The organism is Anaerotruncus sp. 1XD42-93, assembly GCF_009917605.1.
Taxonomy (GTDB): Bacteria; Bacillota; Clostridia; order Oscillospirales; family Ruminococcaceae; genus Anaerotruncus.
This window is the reverse complement of record NZ_QZEG01000158.1, coordinates 1-1899: the sequence shown is the minus strand read 5'-3', so window position 1 is coordinate 1899 and position 1899 is coordinate 1. Positions and strand designations below refer to the sequence as shown.

At 45.0% G+C, this 1899-nt stretch carries 4 protein-coding genes; 3 read left to right on the top strand and 1 reads right to left on the bottom strand.

All coding sequences use genetic code 11. The annotated features are described in order from the left end of the window. Positions 1-138: 138 nt before the first annotated feature. On the top strand, positions 139-369 hold the full coding sequence (locus D5269_RS17670) for a hypothetical protein (RefSeq protein ID WP_120487477.1): 231 nt from the start codon (positions 139-141) through the stop codon (positions 367-369). Between the two features lie 62 nt (positions 370-431). Here the strand turns inward: D5269_RS17670 and D5269_RS17665 are convergent, their stop codons facing one another. Further along, complete coding sequence (locus tag D5269_RS17665; protein WP_120487475.1) at positions 432-752, bottom strand: hypothetical protein; 321 nt, start codon at positions 750-752, stop codon at positions 432-434. Positions 753-1162: 410 nt separating this feature from the next. On the opposite strand from D5269_RS17665, the gene D5269_RS17660 reads away from it, so the two are divergent. Continuing rightward, positions 1163-1348 (top strand): hypothetical protein, encoded by a 186-nt coding sequence (locus tag D5269_RS17660; RefSeq protein WP_016315737.1) that lies wholly within the window; start codon positions 1163-1165, stop codon positions 1346-1348. A 313-nt stretch (positions 1349-1661) separates the two neighbouring features. Then, positions 1662-1899: helix-turn-helix domain-containing protein (locus D5269_RS17655; protein ID WP_147408071.1), on the top strand; the 238-nt coding region annotated here is incomplete at its 3' end.

The following is a 1899-nucleotide window of genomic DNA, read 5'->3' as shown; positions in this document are numbered from 1 at the left end:
AAGCCCCTGCGCAAGTCCAGTTTTGTCCAATCTGACGGCCTGCGCGCCTGCTACGACACGTTTGAGAAGATTGAACGCATGGCAAAAATCCCGTTTTCCCCGCGCAAAGATCGCGGTGAATCATAAGGAGGTTTCCAGATGCAAACGCCTGCTTATAGCAAAATCTATTCTACCGATCGAAGAGACTACCGGTATAATTACAGAACACAACATCTTGAACGGTTAGAAAAACGCATCCGGCCAAAACAAATTAACGGTGTAACCGGCTGGGCCGTAGAAACCGAAGTAACCGCAGAATTTGAGGTACGTCACCAGCTTTGGGACAAGATGCCTGAATACTGGGTAAATCTTTATGATGATAGAGGGTAAAAAAAAGCCGCTTATGCAAGCGGCTTTCTTTTTTATATTGTGTGACCTCCTCAAAATATTGTTTATGCCTGTACCGGCTCTACTTGTGCGACGGTGAAAAAGTGGGACAGTTTTTTATAATAATGGTTGATGTCTATTTCCTGTTCCGTTTCTTTGCCTTCTGGTGTTTTGGCTGGTACGGTTTCTGTTTTCTTGCTGTATTTCCAGATGTCACATTTTAAAGCGGCTTTCTGTCCTTTACGAACAACAAACCCTCTTTCTTTCCAGCCATTGAAAGTATGTAAAGGAAGCTCCCCAATGCTTTCTAAATACTGTTTAATTTGCTCCTCTGTGAAAATACCAGCATCCAGAGCGGCGTTTACTATTATGGTTGTGTTTGTCATTATGCTAACCTCCATTTTCTATATACCCGATAGGACAGGTGATTGACAAATTTTGTGTGATATGTTATCTTAATAGAGGATAAAGAAACCGCCTTTTTGCTGAGGAATTAGGTTGTGGCTCTTATCCCACTACCCGCAGATACCATGTTCCAGCATGGTATTTGCAGAAGTAGCGGTTGCCGGGATGCGTTACAACGAAATGTAACAGATCGCGAAGCCGTTTACTTTGCATATTCTCACCGCCTTTCTTTTTGGAGGGCGGTTTCTTTATCTGTCTCTATTATACTATATTGAGCGCCTTATATCAATTCGCATATTGCATAAATATAGAGCGCTTTATATGTAGGTTTTTTGCATTGCGTTTTTTGTCGATTCTGTGTTATAATTGCTGTGAAAGGCGGTGATCGCTTATGCCAGCGTCGGAAGCGCAAAAGCGTGCTACAGCAAAATATATCAAAGAAAATTTGCAGGAAATTCGTTTTCGAGTAAAATTCGAGCAGGCTGACCAGATTAAAAAACGCGCTCAAGAGAAGGGTCTCAGTGTACGTGCCTATCTGTTAGACTTAATTCAGCAGGACATGCAGGATGGCAAATAGGTTTCCCGCTAGGTTACCGGCATGGCTGGGAGTGCCCCGCTTTGCGGGGGGTGTGGGGGCTTGCCCCCTCCTTGCTTGCAAGGAGGGCATAGGCGCAGCGGACAGTCAATAGACCGTAGGTTACAAATGGTTACAAATCGGCCTTTACGGTGGATTGTGGTATACTCTGCGAGTGATTTGTAACTGTTTGTAACCTGCGAAAGCTATTTACTTTCCGTGGAGCCTATGGCACAAAAGCTGACCGGCATCTCCGGGTGCAATCTAAGGACGGTATTGTAAAACACGTATGGCGAACAGCGAAGGGTGAACGACAGTGGGGACAAAGGGGAAATTCCGGCATCTGGTCTATACGGATAGAATCAAAATCGAAGCATATCGGAAAGCTGGGAAATCTCCTGCCTATATCGCAAAGGAAATCGGCTGCTCACTCAGTACGATCTACCGGGAATTGAAGCGGGGACACTATGAGCGCATGGAAACCGATTGGAGGATGGTAGGGGCCTACAGTGCGGACATTGCGCAAAAGGATTATGATTATAAGGCTACGTCAA